The organism is Streptomyces sp. NBC_00341, from assembly GCF_041435055.1.
In the GTDB taxonomy this organism is placed as follows: domain Bacteria; phylum Actinomycetota; class Actinomycetes; order Streptomycetales; family Streptomycetaceae; genus Streptomyces.
Map to the genome: position 1 here is coordinate 780,708 of NZ_CP108002.1, position 17,986 is coordinate 798,693.

11 protein-coding genes are annotated in these 17,986 nt (G+C 70.9%); 2 read left to right on the plus strand and 9 right to left on the minus strand.

Annotated elements, in window-relative coordinates:
* Positions 1-255: 255 nt before the first annotated feature.
* The 6 genes from OG892_RS03490 to OG892_RS03515 form a co-directional block, all read right to left on the minus strand.
* Positions 256-3,111, minus strand: coding sequence for a glycoside hydrolase N-terminal domain-containing protein (locus OG892_RS03490; RefSeq protein ID WP_371628423.1), 2,856 nt, complete (start codon positions 3,109-3,111; stop codon positions 256-258).
* Positions 3,112-3,448: 337 nt separating this feature from the next.
* Positions 3,449-4,339 carry a phosphonate ABC transporter, permease protein PhnE gene (gene phnE, locus OG892_RS03495; RefSeq protein WP_371628424.1) on the minus strand — a complete coding sequence of 297 codons (891 nt, stop codon included), beginning with the start codon at positions 4,337-4,339 and terminating at the stop codon, positions 3,449-3,451.
* Positions 4,336-5,049 (minus strand): phosphonate ABC transporter ATP-binding protein, encoded by a 714-nt coding sequence (locus OG892_RS03500; RefSeq protein ID WP_371628425.1) that lies wholly within the window; start codon positions 5,047-5,049, stop codon positions 4,336-4,338. Before OG892_RS03500 ends, phnE begins: the two co-directional genes overlap by 4 nt.
* On the minus strand, positions 5,049-5,957 hold the full coding sequence (locus OG892_RS03505) for a phosphate/phosphite/phosphonate ABC transporter substrate-binding protein (protein WP_328867950.1): 909 nt from the start codon (positions 5,955-5,957) through the stop codon (positions 5,049-5,051). The genes OG892_RS03500 and OG892_RS03505 overlap by 1 nt, the downstream gene beginning before the upstream one ends.
* 221 nt (positions 5,958-6,178) lie before the next feature.
* Entirely contained in the window at positions 6,179-8,290 is a 2,112-nt protein-coding gene (locus OG892_RS03510) for an alkaline phosphatase (RefSeq protein WP_371628426.1), read from the minus strand.
* Positions 8,291-8,468: 178 nt separating this feature from the next.
* Positions 8,469-9,614: a zinc-binding dehydrogenase gene (locus tag OG892_RS03515; protein WP_371628427.1), complete on the minus strand. Its 1,146-nt coding sequence runs from the start codon at positions 9,612-9,614 to the stop codon at positions 8,469-8,471.
* 309 nt (positions 9,615-9,923) lie between these two features.
* Here OG892_RS03515 and OG892_RS03520 point away from each other — a divergent pair, with 309 nt between their 5' ends.
* A complete protein-coding gene (locus OG892_RS03520) occupies positions 9,924-10,658 on the plus strand; it encodes a GntR family transcriptional regulator (RefSeq protein WP_073736125.1) in 735 nt (244 codons plus the stop codon).
* A gap of 23 nt (positions 10,659-10,681) precedes the next feature.
* Here OG892_RS03520 and OG892_RS03525 read toward each other — a convergent pair whose 3' ends face one another.
* Both OG892_RS03525 and OG892_RS03530 read right to left on the minus strand, forming a co-directional pair.
* Positions 10,682-13,435, minus strand: coding sequence for a beta-galactosidase (locus tag OG892_RS03525; protein WP_371628428.1), 2,754 nt, complete (start codon positions 13,433-13,435; stop codon positions 10,682-10,684).
* Positions 13,436-13,449: 14 nt separating this feature from the next.
* The gene (locus tag OG892_RS03530; protein ID WP_371628429.1) at positions 13,450-13,695 is read right to left on the minus strand and encodes a hypothetical protein; all 246 of its coding nucleotides are present in this window, start codon (positions 13,693-13,695) and stop codon (positions 13,450-13,452) included.
* A 315-nt stretch (positions 13,696-14,010) separates the two neighbouring features.
* Between OG892_RS03530 and OG892_RS03535 the strand changes: the two genes are divergently transcribed.
* Positions 14,011-15,759, plus strand: a complete 1,749-nt coding sequence (locus OG892_RS03535) for a glycoside hydrolase family 35 protein (RefSeq protein WP_371628430.1) — start codon at positions 14,011-14,013, stop codon at positions 15,757-15,759.
* Between the two features lie 59 nt (positions 15,760-15,818).
* Here the strand turns inward: OG892_RS03535 and OG892_RS03540 are convergent, their stop codons facing one another.
* Positions 15,819-17,900 (minus strand): glycoside hydrolase, encoded by a 2,082-nt coding sequence (locus tag OG892_RS03540; protein WP_371628431.1) that lies wholly within the window; start codon positions 17,898-17,900, stop codon positions 15,819-15,821.
* Positions 17,901-17,986 lie beyond the last annotated feature (86 nt).

Genomic DNA, 17,986 nt, shown 5'->3' on the forward strand with positions numbered 1-17,986 from the left:
TCCCTGCTGCGTGTGGCGTGGCCGGAATCCTGCTGCCCCATGAGCGTGCTGGCAGGAGCGGCCACGAGGAACCCGTCTTTCGGCTATCGCCCCCATAGCCCAGGTCCACGGCCCGTCCGGCGTCGTTCCCGCAATCCGCCGGCCGGCCCCGCGTCGACGGCGGTGGGCGGCGTGATCCGGCCACTGCAGGGCAGCCCGACGGCCCGGCTGCCGGAGCCGGGCCGTCGGGCTGCCGCGTGGTGGGCGGACGTCAGTTCACTTGCCGACGCGCCGCCACTGCTGGCCCGTACCGCCGTCGGCCTCCTGCTGCTCGACCGTCGCACCGTTGGCGGTCGAGCCGCCGGCTATGCCGAGGACCTTGCCGCTGCGGACGCAGGTGAGTGTGACGTAGCCGTCGCCCGCGTCGGCGATCGTCCACCGCTGGCTGGTGCTGTGCTCGGGAGTCCACTGGGTGATCTTCGCGCCGGCCTCGGAGACGCCGCCCCAGACCGCCCAGACCAGGGGTGTACTGCCGTGCGTGGTGTAGATCTCGTACTGCTCCGAACCCACCGGGATGAACCGGAACTGCTGGTTCACGGCCGAACTGGGGGTGTACTGGATCAGTCCGGCGCCGTTCTCCGTGGAGGCACCGGCAACGTCGGCCGCCTTGCCCGACCGGCGGTTGACCAGCTGGAAGACGGACGTCTGGGCGGGCGGCGCGACCTTCACGGACCCGGCGGCGGGGATCGTGATGTGGCTGCTCCACTCCCCGAACACCACGTCGGTGGACCTGCCCGCCGCACCCCGCAGTGTCGCCTCTGTGACCTGGCCGTCCTTCCACCGCATGTCGAGTGTGAAGCCCCCGCGCACCCCGACTCCGGTGATGGAGCCGGCAGCCGCCCACGCTCGCGGGAGGGCCGGCAGCAGCTCCACCCGTCCGGGGCGGGACTGCACCAGCATCTGGATCATCGCCACGGGCGTGCCGAAGTTGGCGTCGATCTGGAACACGGAGCTGCTGCCGAAGCTGTACATGTCGAACATGTTGATCGCGCTGCCGTTGCTGAAGTTCACCGACGGCCGCAGCACATCGAGGACGAGCTCGTACGCCAGGTCCGCGTGCTTCAGCTTCGCCCAGCAGATGGCCCGCCAGGCGCTGGCCCAGCCGAAGCTCGCCATGCCGCGCGCCTCGAGCAGCTTCGTCGCCGCCGTGACGAGCTCGGCCGGTGAGTCCTCGACGGTGATGCGGTCGCCGGGGAAGAGCCCGATGAGCGGCGACAGGTGACGGTGCGTCGTCTCACCGAGGTTGTCGTCGCTCATCCACTCCTCGAGCCAGCCGCTGGTGGCGCTCACCTCCGGCAGGTACAGCCTGTCCTGGAGCGCGGAGACGGTGGAGGCGTAGCCGGCGTCCTTGCCGAGCGCTGCGGCCGCGGACCGGTAGTTCCCGAAGAGCTGCCAGACCAGCTCCTGCGCGTAGGTGATCCCCCGGGCGTCCTCCGGCCCGTGCTCCGGTGACCAGTCGTGGTCGTCGACGAGGACCTCCCTCGTCCCGCCGTTCGCGTGGTCGGGCACGGTCGTGGTGATCAGGCGCGACTCCCAGAACTCGCAGGCGCCCTTGAGCAGCGGGTAGATCCTGGCGAGGTGGGCGTCGTCCTGGCTGTACTCGTAGTGCTCGTAAAGGGAGTTGCACATCCACGCGTTGCCGGCCGGATGCCACCACCAGCCGTTGCCGCCCCAGATGTTGGTGGAGATGCCCAGGGTCCAGCCCGCCACCTTGCCCGAGGTGTTGCGGAAGCGGTTGCGGGAGTCCTGGAAGAGGTTCTTGGTGGCCGCCTGCCATCCGGGCAGCTGGGCGACGCAGTAGTCGGTGAACGCGTCGAAGCACTCGGCCAGTCCCGCACGGTCGGGCAGCCAGTAGTTCATCTGGACGTTGATGTCGCTGTGGTAATCGCTCATCCAGGAAGGGGCGTTGGTGTCGATCCACAGACCCTGGAGGTTGGTGGGGAGGCTGCCGCGGGACCCGCACACCGCCAGGTAGCGGCCGAACTGCAGGTAGGAGGCCTCCAGTTCCGGGTCGGGCGCGGATCCGGCGGCGGCCCGTGCCGCGAGCCGCTCCGGCGTGTCCATCGCCCGCTGCGCGGCGGACGAGGTGCCCAGTTCCACGGCCATCCGCTGCTGAAGACGCTGGAAGTCGGCTACGTGGGTGGCGAGCAGTGCCGTGCCGGTGGCCGCCGCCGCCCGCGCCGCTTTCGCGCGGGCGACATCCAGGGGTACAAGGGACGCGTCCTTGTACTCGATGGACGGGTCGGCCTTGTAGCTGGTGCCGCCCGAGACGACCAGGACCACCTCGGAGCAGCCGCTGAACGTCACCTTCGCGCCCGACGCCGACACGGTGCCGCCGGTCCCGGCACCCTTCACCACGGTGGCGTACTTCAGGGTGTTCGGCAGCGCGGCCGAGAACGACGCCTCCGCGGCCCCGGCGTTCGCCGCCACGGTTTCGCCCCGGGTCCCGGACAGGGTCAGGGAACCCGTGTACGAGCCGCCGCCGCTCTGCGTCAGCCGGATCATCACCGCGTCGTCGGGGTGGCTCGAGAAGACCTCGCGCCGGTAGGTGACACCACCGGTCCGGTACGAGACGGTCACCAGGCCGTTGCTCATGTCCAGCGTGCGGCGGTACTCACTGACCGCGCCGAGGCCGTGGGCCGGAATCTCCAGCACCGCCTTGGCCAGCATTCCGAAGGTGCCGAAGTCGCCTGTTCCGTAAGGGAACTGACCGTCCGACTGGAGCACGGCATTGGCATGACCGGTCCACAGTGTGGCGTCCGCCAGAACCATCGTGTCGCGCGAGGGGTCGCCGGTGACGAGAGCCCCCAGCCGGCCGTTCCCGATGGGCAGGCCCTCCTGCGTCATCCGGTTCTCGGCGCCGGGCCGGGAGTATCGGAGCGTCAGCGCCTCCTCCTCCGGCACGAGCGACAGCGCGTCGGGGCGCGATACGGCAGCGGCGCCGCTGGTGAACTCGGGCAGTGACGACAGTGCGACCAGCGCGGTCATCGACGCGGCGGCGCGCAGCAGGCCGCGACGCGACATCCCGCCCTCGTCCTGGGCGGGGTGCTGTGCGGGTGTTCTAGGGGACATGGACTGCGGCTCCTTCTGGGGGCAGCGGTGCTCGAATCGTGGGGGGTACGGCGGCTGCGAGGCGGGCGCCTCGGCGGAAGTGCAGCGGCAGTAACGCGGCCTGTCAATACCTTCAACCGGGGTTTCCTATATGATTCACCGCCGATGTCACATCCCTGCGAGTCCCGGACCGCGCCCCGGAATCACCGAGTACAGGAGCTACGAGATGGGAACATCCAGGGATGTGACGTCAGGAAAGTCTTGACGGCGCGCGGCCCCTGGTCAACCATCACGCCATCATTTTCCTATCTGATTCGAGAAGACGTCGTCTCCGACTGCCGCCTGCCGTGACCGGCGGTCAGGCCAGGCGCTGCCGCACCCATGCCGACAGCCGATCGACGGCGACGATCAGGACCAGCACGACCAGGATGTGGGTCAGCATCTCGTCGAACTGGAACAGCTTGATGGACTGGTTGATCAGGAAGCCGATCCCGCCCGCGCCGACGAGTCCCAGCACCAGCGACGCCCGCACATTGACGTCGAGCCGGTACAGCAGCAGTCCGGTCAGCTGGGGAGTGACGGACGGCAGCAGGGCGTGCGCCGCGATCTGGATCCTGCCCGCCCCCGCCGAGCGCAGGGCCTGCACGGGGCCGGGATCGGCGTCCTCCAGCGCCTCCGCCCACAGTTTGCCCATCACACCGATGTTGTGGAGGAGCAACGCCAGGACGCCGGGGAAGGGCCCGAGTCCGACAGCGGTGACGAAGATCAGGGCGAAGACCACGTCGGGTACGGCGCGAAGGAACGACAGCAGGGAACGCGCGGCCTGGTAGACCGCCGCGGAGGGGGCGGTCCCACGTGCCGCGAGCAGCGCCAGGAGCAGCGAGAACGGCACGGACAGCGTCGTGCCGAGCAAGCCGATCCACAGCGTGACCAGAGCACCGTTGAGACTGGGTTGCAGGACGCCCCAGCTCAGATCGGGCGGAATCGCGTCACCGAGGAAGTCCGCGATGCCGCCCCAGCCCTCGGCCAGTGCGCCGAAGGACATCTCGGTGGTGTTCCACGCGATGACGTGAGCGGTGACCACCACGGCGGCGACCACGGCTCCCACGGCGGTGGCCCGTGGCCGGGCGGGCTTCGCCGGGACGGGAAGCGTCCGTATCTCGTCGAGCTGGGTCATCCGTGTCTCGCCGGGCTCGGTCATCCGCATCTCGTTGGGCTCGGTCATCCGTATCTCGTTGAGTTCGGTCATGAGACAGCCTCCACGGTCGCGGACCGGTACAGGGCGTCGACGTTCTGGCCGGGCGGCCCGTCCAGGATCACCCGGCCGCTTCGCAGGCCGACCACGCGGTCGGCGTAGCGGGCGGCGAGCGAGGGCTGGTGCAGGACGGCGAGGACGGCCAGGCCCGCGTCGTGGGCGAGCTCGGCCAGCAGCGCGAGTACCTGTTCCGAGGCGGCCGGGTCGAGCGCGGACACCGGTTCGTCGGCGAGCAGCACGCGGGGGCGCTGGCACAGGGCACGGGCCACCGCGACGCGCTGCTGCTGGCCGCCGGAGAGGCTGCCCGCGCGGTCGTGCGCCCGGTCGGCGAGACCCACCCGGTCCAGGCAGGCCATCGCCTCCTCGCGCAGTGCGCGCGGGAACAGGGCGGGAACGAGCGAGTGCCGCAGCCGGAGCCGGCCGAGGGCGCCGGCGCACACGTTCTCCAGGACGGTGCGCCGGCATACCAGGTGGATGTGCTGGAAGACCACGGCGGTGTCCATCGGCGCGCACGGCTTCCCGTCGATGCTCACGCTGCCCGCCGCCATCGGTTCCAGCCCGGCGGCGGCTCGCAGCAGGGTCGACTTGCCGGAGCCGTTGGCCCCGAGTACGGCGAGCAGCTCACCCCGGGCGACGTCGACGTCGACACCGTGCAGCACCTGCCGCTCGCCGTACCGCACGGTGATCCCGGACAGGGCGAGCATCAGACGTCCTTCTCGGTCAGGTTCAGGGCGGCTGCCAGGTCGAACAGCGGCTGGTACGTGGACTTGTCCACGGCGATCAGCGGAGCCGGCGGGTCGACGTCGAGGAGCGCGCCGATCTTGCCGACCTTGTCCGGCGACAGCTTCAGCAGGGCGTCGGTGACGGCCTTCTTGAACTCTGCGTCGAGGTTGCCGCGCACGGTGATCGGGTCGTTCGGGATCGGGTCCGATCCCCATACCTTGCGGAACCCGGACGGCTCGAAGGTGCCGGCGGCGGTGGCGCTGGCCAGCTGCTGGGAGTTGATCTCGGCGGCGTCGACCGTGCCCTTGGCGAGGGCCAGCAGCGCCTCCGGGTGGCCTCCGGCGTAGTTGACCTTGACGTCGTCCTTCTTGAGGCCCGCGTCGAGCATCGCCTGGCGCGGCAGCGCGTCGCCCGACGTCGATCCCACGGACGCCAGCGCGAGGGAGTGGCCCTTGAGCTCCGCGACCGACTTGACGGCGGAGTCCTTCGGCACCCAGATGCCGGCCGTGTAGCTGGACACCTTCCCCTTGCCGTCACCGAAGGAGGCGATGGCCTCTGCCTTGGCGCGCCCACTGGCGAAGACATAGCCGAGGGGCCCGAACATGGCGATGTCGAGTTTGCCGTTCTCCATGGCGAGGACCTCGGCGGAGTAGTCCTCCGTGATGGTCAGCTCCACCTCGCAGTCCAGGCTTTCGCTCAGGGCGTCGGCGAGGACCTTGGCGGCCGGGGTGAGCTTGGCGGGGTCCTCGAAGGGCTCCACACCGAAGCGGATCTTGCCGCCGGGGCAGTCGGCGGACTCGGCCGCGTCCGAACTGCCGCCGCAGGCGGTCAGGGACAGCGCGGCGACAACGGCGAGCGAAGTGGCGAGGGTGAAAGGGCGGACGAGCACGGTGGACTCCGGGTTCGAGGGCAGCGCGAGGGAAGGAAGCGGGGGTGCAAGCAGTGGGGGGGTAGTGCGCCGTGACGGCTGTCGCCAACGTCTCAGGCACAGCCACCTCGGTCAACACTTGTATCGACAGGTTGCCAACTGTTCATCCGTGAGTCGGCAAGCAGTTGTCCGGTCCTCCCGGCCGAGGGGCCGGGAGGACCGGGAGGGACGGGAAAGTGGGCTCAGTGGTGACTGCGACCGGAGGTGTGACCGAGTTCGGCCGCGGTGCGGGTCACCTCGAAGAGCCGCTCACCCTCGCGGTTGATCCAGGTCGCCGTGAGGGTCGGCATGTCGAGCGTCGTGTCCGCGACCAGCTTGAGGAAGACGTGCGGCTCGACGGCGCTGTGCACCAGGTAGGGGCTGGGCACGTTGAGGCTCGGGATGGTGCTGTCGTGCATGGGGCTGACGATGAACTGCCACAGGTCGTAGCCGACGCGGGGGCCGTAGCTCAGGGCACGGGAGACGTGGATGTCCCCGCCGATCAGGAAGCAGCCCGGGATCTTCTCCGCGGCGATGAAGTCGTAGATCGCGTCACGCTCGTAGGAGTAGGTGGCCCAGTCGTCCTTCTCGGCGTTCTCCTTGTCGTCCCAGATCATCCCGGTGGCGATGGCCTTGAACGGGGCCGTGCTCCGGCTCAGCTGCTTACGGAGCCAGTCCCACTGCACCTTACCCAGACAGGTCACCTGGGTGCTGTCGGCCCAGCTCGGTGCGGTACGGCTGAACCAGCGCGGGTCCAGCAGGAAGACCTCGATCGGACCCCGGCGGAAAGATGTATAGACACCCTCGCCGTCCGTTCTCTCCTTGAGGATCTTCCCGTCCGCGGTCTGCCCGAAGGTGGGGTTGGCACGGTAGTTGACGAAGGCCGTGCGGTTCTGTCGTTTGCTCTTGTAGTCGCCGTGGAAGTCGTTGCCACCGAAGTCGTGGTCGTCCCATGTGGCCCAGATCGGCATGGAGGAGACCAGCCGGGAGATCTCCGGCTGCACCAGGAACGTACGGTGCTTCCGGCGGGCCACCTCCAGGTCGGCGCTGTCGACGTACGGGGTGTCACCGAGCATGACGAAGCTGTCGCAGCCCTCGTCCATGATCGCCGTCCAGACGTGGTCGGGGACCGACGGGCCGCACGAGCCCATCCCCATGGTGACCACACAGGGCCTGTCCGGGTCGGGCGAGGTGGTGAAGGACCCGGTCATCGGCGTGAAGCCGGCCGCTTCCCTGACCGGGGTGAGGGAGAACTCGTACGCCGTGTCGGGTGCCAGGCGCCGCAGTTGGGCGATCAGTGTGTTGTCGTTGCCGGGCTCGACGGCGGTGGTGACGGTGCGCCAGGGCCTGTTCCGCTTCCCGCCCAGCTCCCGGTAGGCGCAGTTCCAGCGGGAGTAGAGCGAGGGGTCGAGGCCGGGACGGGCCCAGATCCGGGCGCTGCCCGGCTCCGTGTGGCCGACCATCGGTCCGACCGGCTGCTCGGGCGGCATCGGCGTCGGCACCACGGTGGGAGCCGTGCCGGTGCGCACCGACGCGACGTAGCCGGCCAGCGCGGTGAAGAACGCCTCGCTGTCCGCCACCGCGTCGGCCGGCTGCACCACCGCGCCCGCGCTGTCGCGGATCTTGTCCACGGTCAGGCTGGTGACGAGGAACCGGCCCGCCCCGAACTGGCCCTCCAGCAGCGCCGGCGGGAATCCGGAGGCGGAACAGGCCATCAGGACCCGCATCCCGCTCCACCGCTGAACCGTCTCGTAGCTCACCCGCGGACTGGCGTTCCGGCCGGTGAACAGCCGGCCGTTGCTGACGCGCAGTCCCTTGACGAGCGGGTGGGCGGCGTCGACCGGGTGGATCGTGTCGTAGTCGGCGTCGGTGCGCACGGCGGACACACCACTGGGCAGGTAGGCCACCGCGGCGCCGTACTGGTCGGACTGTGCCAAATCCAGCACGACCCGGTGGCCGGCGACGAACCGGCGCAGCGAGTCGGTCTGGCCGGCGACGTAGTCGAGGTAGTCGTCGCTGTTGTTGGTGAAGGTGCCGAACGCGATCAGGTCGACCTGCTGCGGCTGTTCGTCGGCCGGCAGCGTCAGGTCGAGCGGTACCACCTCGAAGCCCGCGGTACGCAGCAGTTCGGCCAGGCCCAGGGCCTTGGTCCAGGGGTCCTCGTACTCCAGGACGGCGGCGCGCAGCGGGGCGGGGTCGTCCGCGGAGCGCGGCGCGGCGACGGCGGCCGGAGCCGGTCCGGCGACACCGGCCGTGAGAGCTGCGGCGACGCCGCCCGTCAGTATCTTCCGTCTGTCCAGGCCGTTGTCCGGCATGTGTGTCTCCTTCGGAAGGTGATCTCGGGTCCGCCCGGTGCGGGTACGGGGACCGGGCGGTGGGTGCCCGTTTCCGGGCCCGTGCCGCAGACGCTGACAGAGCGAGCGGCGGGCGGCAATAGCTTGTATCGACAAGTCATTCGGAGTTCATGCGGACCATTGACATGCTGTGCGATGTTCACCCGTGCCGGGGTGCACGCGTTCCGTGCGGGGAGGTCACGCGTTCCACGCCGGGCCGTCGCGGGTTCGAGCCGGCTCGGCCCAGTCCCGGCAGAACGGCCTGGCGCGGGGCGTCCGCTCCCCGGGCGGCCCGTACGGCGGCGTCGAGTTCCCCCAGCGAGTGAGCCCCTTCCACCAGCTCCGCGAAGGGGTGGGCGGCGTGACGGGCGGCGAGGAACGCGACGGCCGCATCGAGGTCTACGGGCCGGTAGTTGTGCACGCCGGTGACCGTGCGCAGCCCCCGCACCAGCCACTCGGGGTCGACGGGGACGGCGGCCGCGGGGGAGACCGAGCCGGCCAGCACGGCGGTCCCGCCGATGTCCAGGACGGACAGGCACAGCCGGACCGCGTCCGTGCTGCCCGACAGCTCCAGGGCGATGTCGGCCCGGCCCGGCGGTTCGCCGACGTCCAGCACCCGGGTGGCCCCGAACTCCCCGGCGCGCGCCCGCCGGGCCGGGGACGGATCGACGGCGGTCACGCGGGCGCCCCCGAGGGCGGCCATCGACACCGCGGTCAGACCGAGCATGCCCGCGCCGGTGACCAGCACCTCGCGGCCCTCCAGCGGGCCTGCGGCCGCGATGGCGGCGGCCACGGTGGCGGTCGCACAGGACGCCGGGGCGGCGACCGCGTCCGGCAGCCCCTCGGGTACGGCGACGATGGCGGTCCCCGGCAGCAGTACACAGTGGGTGGCGAACCCGCCCAGGAGGGGGGCCTGTTCGTCCAGCGGCTCGTGCCCGTACTTGCGCAGCTCCCGGCACTTCTGCGGATGACCGCGCAGGCAGCGCGGGCAGGTCCCGCAGGAGGCGGTGACCGACCACACCACCCGCCGCCCCGGCACAACCGGAGTGCCGTCGACGCACGACGGCGCCCCCGGGCCCACCGCCAGTACGGTGCCCACCTGTTCGTGCCCCAGCAGCGCCGGAACCGGGGACGCCCGCCTGCCGTTCACGGTGTGCAGATCGCTGCCGCACACCGTGGCAAGGTCGATGCGTACCAGCACCTCGCCTTCGCCCGGCGACGCGGGAGTGGTGGTGGTCACCAGCGTGAACGGCCGGTCGACCCCGTCCCAGCGGGCGTAGCGGACGTCGAGAAGTTCGTCGGACATGGTCCCAGGCATCGCGTCAACCCAATCCGTCACGGTTATTGCCAGTGCGTAGACAACCTGTATAGACAGCTTTCTGGGGCGGGAGCGAAACTCTGGATGAACAGAGGGTGCAATGCCTGTTCACCGACGACGCCCAGCTGGTCGCGACCGGTCCGCGTCCAGCCGTACGATCGGCCGAACCTCGCCTGACGGGCGGGCATTTCATTTCGAATCACCCGGAGTCGCACGAGGCGGCAGCGCCGGGCGGACCCGCACCGCCGGACGGCCGGGGCCGGGAGGATCGGCAGGACGACCTGTAGGGTCAAGTCCATGGCCGCAACCCCTCCTCTGCACCGGACCATCGCAGCCGAGCTCCGTCATCGAATTCGTTCCGGGAGCCTCGCGGTCGGCAGGTCGTTGCCGTCCGAGTCCCGGCTGTGCGAGGAGTTCTCGGCGTCGCGGGGACCGGTCCGCCAAGCTCTCGCGACCTTGCGGGACGAGGGGCTCATCGGTGGTGGGCAGGGCAGGCGTGCCGTGGTGCTGGACACTGTTCCCACCCAACCCTTCGAGTCGTTCCTGTCCTTCACCCGCCGTGCGGAACTGACCGGCTACTCCCCCGGTCAGAGACTGCAGGAGATCGCGTTGCGCCGCCCCGAACCGGAGATCGCCGCGGCCCTGCAGATCGGCCCGGACGATCTCGCGGTCCAGCTCGTCAGACTCCGGCTGCTCGACGGACGCCCCGCGATGCTGGAACGCATGACGTACGTCGAATCGCTGGGCCGCCCGCTGATCTCCGCGGACCTGGACGCCGGTTCCATCTACGCGCTGCTCACCGAGCAGGGAGTGGATCTGCACTCGGCCCGGCACACCTTCGACGCCGTACCGGCCAACGCCCTGGACGCGAAGCTGCTGGACGTCCCCGAGGGCTTCCCGCTGCTCAGGGAGCGGCGCCTGACGACGGACTCCCAGGGCGTCCCCGTCGAATGGTCGGAGGACCGCTACCGCTCGGACACCGCGACCGTGACGGTCACCAACACCCGCAGTTCCCGGACCGCCATGCTGTGAGCGCGGCGTCGGGCCCGGAGCGGTCAGCGCCAGGGGACCTCGTGCTGAGGTTTCCACGTCCATGAGGGCAGGCCGGGAACAGTGCCGGAGGGGCGTGGGACGCCTTGGATCGCGTCGTCCCAGTCGGAGACCTCCAGGATCAGGTCGGCGCGGGCGGCTTCGTCGAGGTCCTTGAGATCGATCGTCCAGGACTCACCGTGGTACAGGTCGTTGGTGATCCTGCTTCCCGCACCGGTCAGCGTCGCTTCGCCGCCCCGGTAGTCGAGCACCAGATGGGCCTCGGCCAGTCCGGCGAGAGCCGCCTCATCGCTGGTGATGCGCCACCGGCCACCGCCCAGGGAGGTGAGCTGCGGAGCGGCCGGAGCCGCGGGGAGCTGGTGGGCGCGGCCCGTGAAGGGCTTCCCGGCCCCAGCAGGTTTCCATCCGGCGGCCGGGGCCAGTCCCTCTGCGGGGAAGACCTCGGCGGTGATCATGCTGCCGGCCGGGCCGCTGAACCGCACGGCCGGCCGCATGCCGGTCACGTTCGCCCGGCCGGTGAGCACGAGGCGGTCGCGGCCGTCGAGCGGGGCGACCACCGCGCTCAGCGACTCGGCCTCGGTGAGCACGATGATCCTGGCGGACGGGTCCGTGGCACCGGCCTTGCGCACCAGCAGCGAGGTGCGCTGCCCGGCCGGTACGGTCGCGATGCGCTCGTTCCCGGTCACGGTCTGGCCGACCGTCCCCAGTTCCTCGGTGATGACGGTGGCGCTGTCGAAGGCGAGTGCGCGGTCCGTCCAGTCCGGGGCCCAGTAGACCCAGGTGGGGACGGAGTCACCGGCGAGCTTCGCCAGTGGTTCGAGCGTGGCCCAGCGCAGGTCGACGCCGTTCAGGTCGGTCATGACGGGGAAGAAGTTGTAGCGGCCCTCCGGCATCGTCAGCGCGGTGGCGGGCAACGTGACCGTGCCACCGGCTGTGTTCACGCGGATCTGCACGTCGGACCTGGCAGGCAGCGTGACGTTGCGCTGGGTGTTGTTGACGAAGGCGAAGCCGCGGCCCTCCGCGTCGAAGCGGCCGATGTAGCGCAGCCTGCGGGTCTGCGCCGGGTCCATGATCTGTCCGGGGTCGCGGGTGATCCGCGTGCCGATGAGTTCCTCGGCGCAGGTGGTGACGAAGGTGTGGAGGCGTCGGTAGTGCCGGTAGGAGTCCCGGATCCGGCCGAACTCGCCCAGCGGGGCCTGGAAGTCGTAGGTGAGCGGCCAGTCCCCGCTCAGGCCCGGCATCTGGGTGCCCCCGTGGAACATGTAGTAGCCCAGGTAGTTCGCACCCCGCCCCACGCTGTCGTAGGCGTGCGCCACTACGTACGCGCGCTCGACGAGGAAGCGGTCGTTGCCCCGCATCGGGCTGCCGGTGCCCAGCTCGCAGAATCCGCGGGGGTAGTCGAGCGTGTCATAGGTCGACCCGCCGATGTCGGTGTTGGCGGTCCACTCGTCGGTGCCGTAGATGAACCCGGACGTGGCCGAGGTGCCGGCGCCCCGCTCCCATCCCCGGTAGGTGTAGGCGCCCTGGAGGGGAATCGCGGTGTCCTTGTCGAACCGGGAGTTGGCGGTGACGGTGTAATAGGGCGCCACCATCCCGTGGGCGGTGCACATCCGGCGCAGGGTGGTGATGTGTGCCGGGTCGCCGTCGGCGAACTCGTTCTCCAGCTGGATGCCGACGATGGGCCCGCCGTCCTTCGCCCACATTCCGTCGAGCTCAGCGGCGATCCGGGCGAAGTACGCGTCGACCCTGGCCAGGTAACGCGCGTCATCGGTGCGTGAACCGGGCAGGGCGAAGGAGGGGATCCCGCCGTCCGTGGTCTCGGCGTTGATGAACGGGCCCACCCGGAGCCAGACCAGCATGCCCTGCCGCTGAGCGGCGGCCACGAACGCCCGCAGGTTCCTGCGTCCCGTCCAGTCGAAGGTGCCTTCGGTCTGCTCGTGGTGGTTCCAGAACACGTAGGTGGCCACGATGCCCACTCCGGCGGCCCGCATCTTGCCCAGCTCCCGCTCCCAGAGCCCGGCGGGATGGCGGACGTAGTGGAACTCACCGCTCACCGGGTACCAGGGCACACCGTCGCGGGACCAGCCGTTGCGCGTCACGCCGTAGGTGATCCCGCCCGCGACGCCACCGGCGTTGGCGAGTGGCGTGTCGGGGCGCGACTCGGTGGCGGTGGCGTCCAGCCGGTAGGGCGCGGGCGTGGCCGTCCACCACTGGGACGGGTGGCCGGTGTCGGAGCGGATCTCGATCGCGGCGCCGGCCGTGGCCGCGGACTCCGCGACCGAGAGGAGCTTCCCGCCGGCTCTGCCGACGATCTTCACCCGGCCCTGCCCGGCGTCGGTCAGCTTCCACCGCTGGTTGGCGCCGCCGTTGGCGCTCCACTGGATGACCCGTGCGCCGTCGTCGGTCCGGCCGCCCGACACATCGAGCACCTTGCCCGAGTTCATCGAGGCGATCGTCACCCAGCCGTCACCCTCGTCGACCGCGGTCCATTGCTGGTTGGAGGCTCCGGTGGCCGTCCACTGGATGACCGCCGCGCCGTCGTCCGGTGTGCTGCCGTAGACATCGAGCACGCAGCCGCTGTGCACGTTGGTGAAGGTCAGCGGGGCTCCGGCCACCCGGTCCGCCGCGTACGCCCGTGCGGGCGGGATCAGGCCGCTGAGCACCGGACCGGCGGCGAGGGCCACCGCCCCGGCCCCGAGCATCCGTAGCACGCTGCGGCGGGTCGGTCCGGCGCCCGCGTCGCTCCTCGGGTTGTCCATGTCGGCTCCTGTTGTCATTGCTTCGTCGACGCGTGTGCGCGGGTGGAGTCGGTGCCGTCTAGGGGGTGCGCGGCGGTGCCACCGGTGTCCGGGCCGAGCGCCTTGGCGCAGGCGGGCGAGGCGGTGGTGACCGTACGCACGGAGGTCGTGGTTCCCGGTGCCGGGCAGACGTTCTCCGCCTCTGCGGCGAAGGCCGTGTTGCGGTCGAGACGGGCGGCGTCCCAGCCGCTGGTGCGCGCATCAGTTGAGAACGTAAACATTCCCGAGTACGACGCGACGTGCAGGTTGGGTGTGCGTGTGGGATTCAGTCCAGCACGCCGCCCAACTGGCGTCAATATCTGTGCAGTTATGTTGCACCCTGTGGGAATCAACCCCCGCCGACAGGCATGACGGACCGACCCGGCCGGCCCTTCGCGGTGGGGGAGGGAAGCCCGCACCCTCCCCCACCCACCGACCCCTCGGTCGTTCGAGCCCCGGAAGCTTGCCAACTTCGAGTGTTCACGTAAACATAGCTGTCGACGGGCTCGCCCGGCCACGCGACAGCGCACCTCACCTCAGCACAGGAGCACTCGTACATGCCCCTTCTTCAGATCGACGACGGCGGCTTCACCCTCGACGGCGAACCGTTCCGGCTCCTGTCCGGCGGGCTGCACTACTTCCGTGTGCACCCCGGCCAGTGGGCCGACCGGCTGCGCAAGGCCCGGCTCATGGGTCTCAACACCGTCGAGACCTACGTGCCCTGGAACCTCCACCAGCCGCGGCCCGGCGAGTTCAGGACGGACGACGGACTGGACATAGCCCGCTTCCTCGACCTCGCCGCGGCCGAAGGACTGCACGTACTGCTGCGGCCCGGACCGTACATCTGCGCCGAATGGGAGGGGGGCGGCCTGCCGTCCTGGCTGCTGGCGGACCCCGGCATCCGGCTGCGGACCCGCGACCCGCGCTTCCTCGCCGCCGTCGACGACTACTTCGACCGGCTCCTGACCCCGTTGACGCCCTACCTGGCCACCCGGGGAGGCCCGGTGCTCGCCGTCCAGGTGGAGAACGAGTACGGGGCGTTCGGCGACGACAGCGCCTACCTGGAGCACATCGCGGACTCGCTGCGCCGCTGCGGCGTGGACGTACCGCTGTTCACGTGCGACCAGCCCGACGACCTGGCGCGTGGCAGCCTGCCCGGAGTCCTCGCCACGGCGAACTTCGGCAGCCGCTCGGCGCAGGGCATGGCCGAACTGCGCGCCCAGCAGCCGACAGGGCCACTGATGTGCACCGAGTTCTGGATCGGCTGGTTCGACCGCTGGGGAAGCCGCCACGTGATCCGGAACCCCGGCGACGCGGCCCGCGAACTGGACGAACTGCTGGCCACCGGCGCTTCCGTCAACTTCTACATGTTCCACGGCGGCACGAACTTCGGTTTCACCAACGGCGCCAACGACAAACACACCTACCGCCCCACCGTCACGTCGTACGACTACGACGCCCCGCTCGACGAGGCCGGCGACCCGACCGAGAAGTTCACCGCCTTCCGCGACGTGATCGCCAAGTACGCGCCGGTCCCGGCCGAGCCCGTCCCGCCGCGCGGTCCCAGGCTGGCGCCGAGGACCGTCGCACTCACCGGCAGCGCCGGACTGCTGGAGTGCGCCGAGGCGCTCGGCACAGCCGTCGCCGCACCGCGGCCGCTGACCATGGAGCAGCTGGGCCAGGACTTCGGCTTCGTCCTGTACGAGACGGCCCTGGTGTCCGCGGGGCCCGCCCTGCTGGAGGTGGAGCAGGTCCGGGACCGCGCCCAGTTCTTCGTCGACGGGGTCCCGGCCGGCGTGCTGGAACGGGAGAGTCACGAGCACGCCCTGACGGTCACCGCTCCCCGCGCGGGCGCCGTCCTCAGCGTGCTGGTGGAGAACCAGGGACGGGTCAACTACGGGCCGGGCATCCACGACCGCAAGGGCCTGCTGGGCAAGGTCCTGCTGGACGGCGACGACGTCACCGGGTGGACCAGCCGGCCGCTCCCCCTCACCGATCAAGGCGCACTGCCGTTCACGGCGGGACCGGTGCCGGCCGGCCCCGCGTTCCACCGGGGCACCTTCGAGCTCGACGCACCCGCGGACACCTTCCTGCACCTCGACGGCTGGACGAAGGGCAGCGTGTGGATCAACGGATTCGCGCTGGGGCGGTACTGGTCGCGCGGCCCGCAGAACTCCCTCTACGTCCCGGCGCCGGTCCTGCGCACCGGCGCCAACGAGATCGTCGTGCTGGAGCTGCACGCCGGTCACCGCGCCCGCACCGTCGAACTCCGGGAGAGCGCCGACCTCGGCCCCACCGACGAGTAGCTCCGGCAGCGGGCGTGGACGAGCCGGGCTCCGGACCTCGGAGCCCGGCTCATCGCGTGTCAGCCGTGCCGCGACTGCCGGCTCGCTCCCCGGCCGTGGGCCCGCTGGACGGCCGCCGCGCCGGGCAGCGACCAGGACTGGTTGCTGCCGGTCGTGGGCCGGTAGACGCCGACGGGCGCCCCGTCATCCGTCGAGGCGTTCGTGACGTCGAGCAGTTCTCCGGTGGCGCGGTTGACCAGGGTGCTGTGGCCGTCACCCGTGGTGGAGCGGATCCACTGCTGCGCCGTGGACGGTCCGGGCGGCGCGACGGTCAGGGCGCCGTCCGACGCGGAAAGCGCCTTGCCCGTCCCGGTGTTGGTGATCCGGTAGGCGGCGGTGTTGCCCCAGTCGTCGGCGGACAGCTTCGTGAAGGTCCACTGCTGTGCGCTGTCGGCCGGTGCGGAGGTGCGCTGCACGACGGTGCCGGCGCCGTCCGCGGTGGCGAGGGCCTTGCCGCTGTTGTCGTTGACCAGCAGGCGCGGCGCTCCGGTGGGGGCGGTGGTCGCCGCCGTGTTCACACCGCTGACCGTGGGGAGGACGAACGTGGTGACGGAGCCGGGGCCCACGACCGCCTTGAGCGCGCGACCCGCCACGGCCGCGTCCTCGTCGCGCCGCAGGTCCTTCGTGGCGTCGGTCGTCCAGCGTTCGACGGGTCCGTCGGCGGCGGTCGCGAAGCCGTCCAGGTCCAGGGTGACTTCGCGTTCCTCATCGGTGGTGTTGGTGTGGACGACGACCACACCGCCGTCGGGCCTGACCGCGGCCAGGGTCTGCGGGTCGTCGGTGTTCATGATCCGTGCGCCGGGGCGGACGAAGCGGCTGTAGTTCGCCATGGCCCAGTACTTCTTGTTCTTGCGCAGCGGCTCGGTCGCCGCGTCGTCGGGGGTGAAGTCCGTCTGGATCAGGCCCCAGTTGGAGTTCTCGTGGGCCGGCGTCATGTTCTCGTAGTCCTCGACCGCCTGCCACAGGACCCAGGCGCGCGGCTCCAGTTCGCGCACGTCGTCGTTGATACGCCGGGCGAGGTCGAGCGCGGGACTCATGGACGTGAAGCTCTGCGGGACACTGCCGCCGACGTCCACCTCCGACATCCACAGCGGTGTGGCCGCGCCCTTGGCGATGTCCCGCGCCCCGGTGCGGCCGTTCGTCCCGTACGTGTGCGTGTTGAGCCGGTCCACCGTGTCGCGGACGTCGGGGCCGTACGCCTCCCAGTCCGACCGGAACCTGTCCGGGTCGGTCTCGTCCATGGCGGCGATCGGGGTCGTGACGCCCTTGGCGTCGAGTGCGGCGCGCAGGGTGGTGATCATGCGGGCCTGGGAGGCCGGGTCCCAGTGCGAGCCCTCCTGGCGGCCGCCGCTGTGCCAGTAGTCGGTGTCGGGTTCGTTGACCGGTGAGAGGGAGTCGAAGGTGACGCCGGTGGCGGACTGGGCCCGCTGGAGCGAGCCGGTGAGGTAACCGGCGAACCGGTCGTACTGGTCGGAGCGGAGGTTGTCCTCCCAGCCGTTGGCCGCGCCGGAGGTGAGTCCGCTGTTGGTCATGAAGTACGGGGCGGAGTTGGAGAACGCCTCGAAGGTGGTGGCGCCGCGCTCCTTGGCGGCCGAGAGCCACCACTGCTGGTTCGCGTCGGCGGAGGCGTTCCAGTGATCGGCCCGGTCCGGGTCCCACCAGTCGGGGGCCTCGGGTCCGGGCCGGTTCCAGTAGCCGGGGACGTCGGCACCGGGCCGCATGTAGGGGGTGGTCTCGGGGCTGTCGCCGCCGCCGATGTTGTAGCGGGCGATGGTGAAGCCGAGGCCGTCCGCGCCGTAGAGGTCGTCGGCCAGCCGGTTGCGCTGGGCGTCGGGCCATCCGCCGGTGACATGGGCGAACCAGGCCAGCGCGGTGCCCCAGCCCTGGAAGGACGGCTGCTGGTAGCTGGGGTCGAGGCGGATCGTGAGCGCCGCGGCCGACGGCTCCGCGGCGCTCGCCGGCGCGGGGGCCGGCCCGGCGGCCGTGAGCGCGGTCACCGCGAGGGCCGTGGCGACGCCCAGAGCGGTGGTGGTCCTTCCGGGCGTGCGGGAGGAACCGGACCGGGGCCCTGAGGGCGCCGGCCGGGTGCGGGTGGGAAACACGAAGTGCTCCTTGGGGGCTCGGAGGCTGAGCTGTGGGGAGGGGCGGGGGGCACCGCCGGTCCCGCGGCGCGCGGCACTGCGGGACC